Below are 6,721 nucleotides of genomic sequence, written 5' to 3'. Positions count from 1 at the left end.
GTCACAGAGCCCTTCCTGCTACTTCGACCGAGATGCTGGCCGTGTGGATGTTCCGGAACGGGCTGGGTCTGTGGGGGTGCCGGAGTTCGACGGGATGGATTAGGTACGTCACGACGGAGCCGTCCAGTCGCGCCTCGACGGCTGGATCCCAGAGATCACTGCTGTCCGCCACCCAGACCAGAGGTACTTCGCCCGCGACCGCCAGAGTTCCGTCCGCATCGACGATGACCGGGTGGGGAGACGCGGCTTCCTGAATCCTGCGGGCTTCGTCGGAGGTTAGGCCCGGCCCGCCGATGATGGACATCCCGGCCCTGCACAGCTTGGCTATCAGGCCTGTTACGAGGTGCTTTCGCTCTTGGGCGTCGTTCCAGTAGATGCCCAGCAACGAGGTGCCCGCGGATCGGAACGTCTTCAGCGGCTCTGCGTGCGGTGGTGGCTGCCAGGCGAGGTCTGGCGCGGGGTCCCACGGCGTGCGGTAGAGACCGAACTCCGCAGGACCCTCTCGCCTGCAGTGGGGGCAACCCCTGCACGCTGCCGCCGTGTTCAACGTCTCCTCGCCGAAGGAGGCCGTGTAGTAATCTGCCAAGTCCTCGCCGATGCAACTCTGGCCTGTCATCGACCGCCGCAACCTGCTCAGGGCATTCCACTGGGCATTGATCATGACTGTTCGCGTCGCCTCGATCCGCTCCCGGAAGTGGTTCGGATCGTTGGTCCTGGGTTCCAACGAAACACGAACGTGGGTGGTGATCCAGGCATAGTAGTCACCGAGGCGCCGGAACCACTGCTCGTTCGTCTCCGCTTCCTCTCTGACGAGGGGAGCAGCAGGGTGAATCCGCGCCAGTCCCGCACGGACCATGAGGTTGAGGGTGCGCAGGTTCCAGAGGCGGTTCTTTGCGCCTGTCTCCGGCAACCTGGGAGGTCGGGCATCAAGGTCGAGGTCGTAGTGGGCGGGGTCGTCGCGAGGACTCCCGCGGAACATGGTTGTCCACCGTTCCCACGCCTTGGGGGAGCCGATGATGGCCTGGCTGTTCAACTTCTGCGCGATCGGATCGTCGATGACGCCTGCTGTGGCGAGGTAGGCCAGCGACGGCCTTCCATCCCGTCCACCCCGGCCGACTTCCTGGTAGTAGCGGTCCACTGTCTCGGGCAGACAGGCGTGCACGACGCTCCGCACATCGGGTAGGTCCACGCCCAGTCCGAACGCCGAGGTACCTACGATCACGTCATAGGTGGTGCTTCGCGGCCCGGAGGCGGTTTGCCCACTCCACCCCTCCAGTGCCTCACGACGACCGCTCGGGGTCGAATCCCCCGTGACGGAGGAAACACGCTGGAACCCCGACTTGCGCAGTTCGGCGGTCCACCTCCGCGCGTCATCGATCTTCGAGACGTACAGGGCCAGCGGGCGCGGAAGCATGGTCACTGCGCGGGACACCGCCGCGTCGCGTTCGGCCGCCGAGTGGAACCGGTCGACGTAGAGGCTCGGTTCGGTCCGGATCTGCGCCGCCCAGACGATCTTGGTTGAGTCCGACTCCCCGAACAGTTGCGCGATGGTCTCCAGTTGGAGGCCGGTGAGCGTCGCGCTCATGGCGAGCACTCGCGGCTCGGTGCCGGTGGGTGCCGTTCGCCGCCAATTCCGCAATTGGCTGGCAATCGTCTGGTACTCAGGTCGGAAGTTGTTCCCCCACTGTTCGATCAAGTGCGCCTCGTCGAGGACGAGGCTGCGCAGCAGTCCAGCCTCAGCTGCCTGTTGCAGCGGCTGCGCCAGGCTGGCGGCGACTGCCTCCGGTGAGGTGAACACCACGCGCTGGCGGCCGAAGCGGATGGCGTCGACGATCTCGCGCCGGGATTCTTCGCGGCCGTCTTCGGGGCTGGTGTACGCGAACCAGGAGTCGCTGTTTGTCATGGACCGCAGGCGCCGCTCCATGTCGATGGCCAAGACCACCGTCGGGACCACGACGAGGGTCAGACCTCGACCTCCCAAAAGACTTGCGGCAAGGGCGGTCTCGGTCTTGCCATGGCCGGTGGGTAGGCAGATGATGGTTGTGCTCTTGGCGGGGGCGAGCACCACGGACCGCGCTGCTTGCTGTTGTCCCCACGACCGGTAGTGGGTGTACTGCTCTCCCAGTGCGGCTGTCCAGAACGGATCTGCCGGGATGTAGTGGAGTTGCCTGCACAACGCGGATTCCAACCCCAGGTGGACCTCCTGCAGATCAGCGCGGGCTGCCTCGCGTTCCGCCTCCGTGCTGTCGCTCCCGATCGGGGCCCACGACACGGGCCAGACCCGCAACTTCTTCCCGGACACAGGTAGGGTTGCGCACCCTCCCACCTCCCAGTGAATCCGTCCTGGGAGTCGCTCGTCGACCGGAACGACGAGCGCGCCGGCGTTGCCCCGCGCTTCCGCTTCGAGAAGAACCTGCCTGGTCAGTGCGACGACGTCGAGCAGTCCGGCGGATCCGTTCGAAAGACCGGCGAGGGCGTCTGCGAGCCGCCGCGCCGTTGCAGTGGTGCTGTCGTTCTTGAATGGTTCCGGCCAGGAGTCGAACAGCCGTTGTGCGGCACTCCACTGCTCATCGGACACGAGTCGTCCCCGGCACCCGCACCAGGCAGATCGCAGCCACCAACCGCGCGCTGGGGCTCGACAACCCGCTGATGAGGGCATTGGTGACGTCGGTGTCAAGAAGGTAACTCTGTGCGTCACCGACGAGGTGCCCTGCCGCACTACGCGCTCGGGCTTGAGCGCGTGCGATCGCCAACCGCTGCTCAGCGACCTCTCGTGCTTCGTCGCACAGACGCTGGAGGTCAGTAACGGCTCTCATGTGTTCCCTGCTCGCTGCTTCCGCTCTTGCTGTGGCTGATTGGAACTTGTCAGCCCCGCCGAACAGCGCGAAGAGTTCATCCACGCGCTTGTCGCTGTAGTTGCGGTCATGGAGCCGCACCTTGTCGTACGGCTGGTCCAACCACTGCTTCTGCGCCGGGTGGGTCACGGGCGTCTCGCTCAACGCGGGCATCCACACGCGGACTGTGAAAGGAACCAGAATCCTGTCCGCCTGTCGACGCAGAGCCCGTTCCGCCTCGACCTGTTCTGAGACGAGTGAGATGGCTTCCTTCGTGTCCGCTTCGATCAGGTAGTCGAAGCCGAAGTACGGTTCAGCACCCCCGACTTGATGGACATAGGGCCTGCTGAAGGCGGTTGCCTGTCCGCGGTCGTCGTTCCATGCCCAGTTCGCGAGTGCGTCGGTCAGGGGGTTTCCCGGTCGGAACAGGCGGGTGCCGACTGACCTCAGCGAGTACGAACGGTTGAAGGCCGCTTTTGCCGCCGGAGGGGCGACCTTGGTGACCGTACGCATCCACTGCCTCGGATCGACCAGGGGCCGGGACCTCGCGATGTCGAAATGAACCACGCGGTCCGATTCAGATGGCTTGCGCTTGAGGTGGATTCCTCCCTCGCTTTCCGAAGCGAAAGCCAGCAGCGCCTCTTGCCACCCCTTCCATCTCTCCTCGAACCGGTTCAACTCTGGGGCGATGCTCCTCGTTCGGGACACGGTGTGATGGATGGATTCGAGCATGTCCATCTTCTCGATCGCTTCACGTGCATCGACGAGCTTCGACCTGACGAAAGCGGTCTTCGCCCGGATGCCCGCAGGACCCGTTGTGGCGGCCTGCGCCCACACACTCTCGGTTGCCTCGGCAATGGCGTCCTGCAGCGTCGAGACTGAGTCGTCGAAAAGACCATAACCGCTGACCAGCAGTTCGGTCCACGCGTCATTGAGTGTTTCATCACCCTCGGTGGACGAAACCCGGTACTGCGCGGCAGGCATTGACTGGCCGATCGCGTCGACGCTCCGGTAGCGGTCCAACCTACCCATGCGCTGTTCCAGTTGATTGGGGGACCAAGGGAATCGGAGATGGAAAGCCGCTTCTGCGACCTGCAGGTTCAAGCCGTCCTCGCCTGTGCCGTCCATGATCAGGATACGGCGACCTTGCCCCGGTTTCGCCCACTCGCGTACCGCGTCGTGCGACGCCTGCTGATCGACTGTGTTCGTGTGCTCTCCCACCCTGACATTGGGGAACTTCGCACGGAAGTGCTGGACCAGTAGCGAGGCCAACTGCCCGGGGCCGCAGAAGATCACCGAGCGCTGATACTTCTTCAACTCGGATACTAGTGCCGAGGTGAGTGAATGCAAGGCCGAGAACTTGTCCTGTGTGGAGAGGTGGTTCGTCTCGAGGTCCGACAGCAGTCCTGCCTCGAACGCCATGACCGGAGCGGTGGTGAGCGCACGTCGTTCATGCTCGGAGAGTTGAGCCCGATTGGCGGCTGCGCTGTCTGATCGAACCCGCCACCGGAGAGCATCGACGAGGTCGTCGACGATGACCCCACTGCGCGTCGCCAGAACCTTGATCGCGGCGCCCAGTCCTGCTGCCTGCTCAGCTGTCGGCTCTGAGTGCTCGTCAACCGCCTTATAGTACCAATTCAGAACCCCGGTCTCGGCGTGGTCGTGTGCGAGGGAGTCGAGGCCGAGAACGGACGGAGCCTTCCTTCCGCGAACTTCATAGCTGGGGAACTCGGCGTCCGGACTCTCCTGCAGCACCGTCGCACGACGGTTTCGGATGACTCGTCGATGTAGGCGGTAGGTTTCGCTGATGTGCGCGCGGAGTTCTTCAACCCGGGTGCTCAACTCCGAGTCGGTTACCTCCGGTCGGGGCTCGTCGTTCTCGTCGAGCAGGTTGAGCACGGCTTGGCTCAGAAGTTCGAACTGCGTGTCCTCGGCACCGATAAGCTCGCGGATGTCGCCAATCGAGGTCGCCAGGTACATGGAGAACTGCGGGTCGAGGCTGTAGATGCAATCAGCCAGTTCCGCCCGGCGCTTGTACCGCTCTTCGAATCTGGAGGCGTCCTCCCAGGGGTACAGCTTCGGATCCAGGAGGTGCAACATGCCCAAATGCGTCTTGAAGTAGGACGTCGTCGGTGTAGCCGAAAGTAGCAGCACTTTATTGATGGAATGCGCCAGGGCGCGAAGTTCGGGGTAAGCACTTTCTGAAGGACTTTCAACCTGAGTCAGGCGGTGCGCCTCATCTACGACCAGCAGGTCCCATACTCGGTGGCTGGACCACGTTTCGGGTGATTCGTGGGATCGGAACTTAATTTGCGCGTCCCGGAACTCGTCGATGAAAAACTTGGACACCAGTTCTTCCGCCCACTGCCTGCGCAGTTTGTCGGGGGTGAGCACAATGATGCGCGCGGATGGAGTGTCGATAAGCGTTTGACGGATGACGTAACCGGCTTGCACGGTCTTGCCGAGGCCGACCTCGTCGGCGAGCAGGTACCGCTGCACCGGGTCTGAGAGCACAGTGAGCGCGGAATCAACCTGATGGGAATAAATCTCCACTGCGGAAGATAGAAATCCGGAGGTATTGGCGCTTGCTCCCCGTAGTGCAACCAATTCGCGAAGGAATGGAAGGCGGGTGTTGCGAAAATATCCGGACTCATGAGCTCCTACGCCCAGCACTGCCGCCGGGTCGGTGTGCTCCCCGTCCCATCGAGTGCGCAGTTGGTCCGAGGGAATGGGGAAGTCGTACGTATAATTGGGAAATGTGACATAATAGCGGTTGTCGATCCTGCTGCTCACCCTTCCTGGTCGCCATTTCCCATTGTCGGGGTTGCGCCAGTAGACCCGAGTGGTCGGGTCGAGAGGTGCGGGTCTGCACGAGTTGGCGGGCACCCAGTTGGACTCGACCACGGGTACCGCCACCGAAGCGAAGAAGTCCACTCTGGCCTCGCCTCCGGCGAGTTCACTCACCGATCCGACCCCGGGGCTTCCGGGATAAGTGACAGGATCGCCGATGGCCAGTGACTGCTTCATTCGATCACCCCAGGCAATGCGTTGGTGTTGCTCGTTGCTCGCTACGCTCAGCGCGCACCGGTGCGGGCCGTCATGAGCCGCGAGTCGACCTGTCGTACACGCTACCGGTGGCGCTGTGCCCCTGCCTGACTGCGGGAGGACCAAGGGCTCGCAGGGGATGGATCGGCCCGACACGTGGTTGTGTTACTGCGGTGATTGTACCCGTTAGCAACGTGACGCCCGGTAGATGGTTTGGGTAAGGGTTTCCTCATCCGCTGCGTCTGCATCGGCACCGAGATTGAACACCGCCTCAAACGCGCAGGGTCTAACTGTTGGCCGCTGACGAATCGTTCTCTCGCCTCGCCGAAATCTGTGCCCGCAAGTAGTTCGGAGGCCAACTCGCCGACATCGAACGGTCAGCCTTTTCATCGTGATCGGTGCCAGGTTTCGACGTCGTCGAGGGCGATGGCGAGATTGGCGATGTCGCCGAGGGTGAGCCTGCCGGTGAGAGTGGCTGAGAGGAGGTGGTCGGGGAAGACGATGAGGTTGCCGGAGAGGTAGGGCGTTTGGGTGGGTGGTTCTGGAGCTGAGTGGCAAGGATGCGATGGCATGTGTCGAGAATCCGGGGTGTGAGGGTTTCGAGGCGTTCGACCTCATGAGGGTTGATCCCGTGCATTTCAAGGGCGTAGCGGATCTGAGAGGCGGTGGTGCTCATCGCCTGAAGTTGGGAGATGAGGGCGGTCAAGTCCGTGGTGTTCATGGGCTGAGACTCCTGATCCCTCCTGCTTCTCGTTGGATGGCGTGTCCTCCACGAGGCATGGGAGACTGAAATCAACCCTGCCATTGACCCTGGTGGGGAGGGGACGACCAACGGACGACAT

The 6,721-nt window shown here is 63.0% G+C and carries 2 protein-coding genes; both read right to left on the bottom strand.

The annotated features are described in order from the left end of the window. Position 1: 1 nt before the first annotated feature. Complete coding sequence (gene dpdF / locus L6E12_RS16485; RefSeq protein WP_236228804.1) at positions 2–2,578, bottom strand: protein DpdF; 2,577 nt, start codon at positions 2,576–2,578, stop codon at positions 2–4. Next, positions 2,568–5,861 carry a protein DpdE gene (dpdE, locus tag L6E12_RS16480; protein ID WP_236228803.1) on the bottom strand — a complete coding sequence of 1,098 codons (3,294 nt, stop codon included), beginning with the start codon at positions 5,859–5,861 and terminating at the stop codon, positions 2,568–2,570. Before dpdE ends, dpdF begins: the two co-directional genes overlap by 11 nt. Positions 5,862–6,721 lie beyond the last annotated feature (860 nt).

This window comes from Actinokineospora sp. PR83 (genome assembly GCF_021056305.1).
Lineage (GTDB): Bacteria > Actinomycetota > Actinomycetes > Mycobacteriales > Pseudonocardiaceae > Actinokineospora > Actinokineospora spheciospongiae.
The sequence above is the reverse complement of the archived record's forward strand: the minus strand, read 5'-3'. Positions and strand labels throughout refer to the sequence as shown.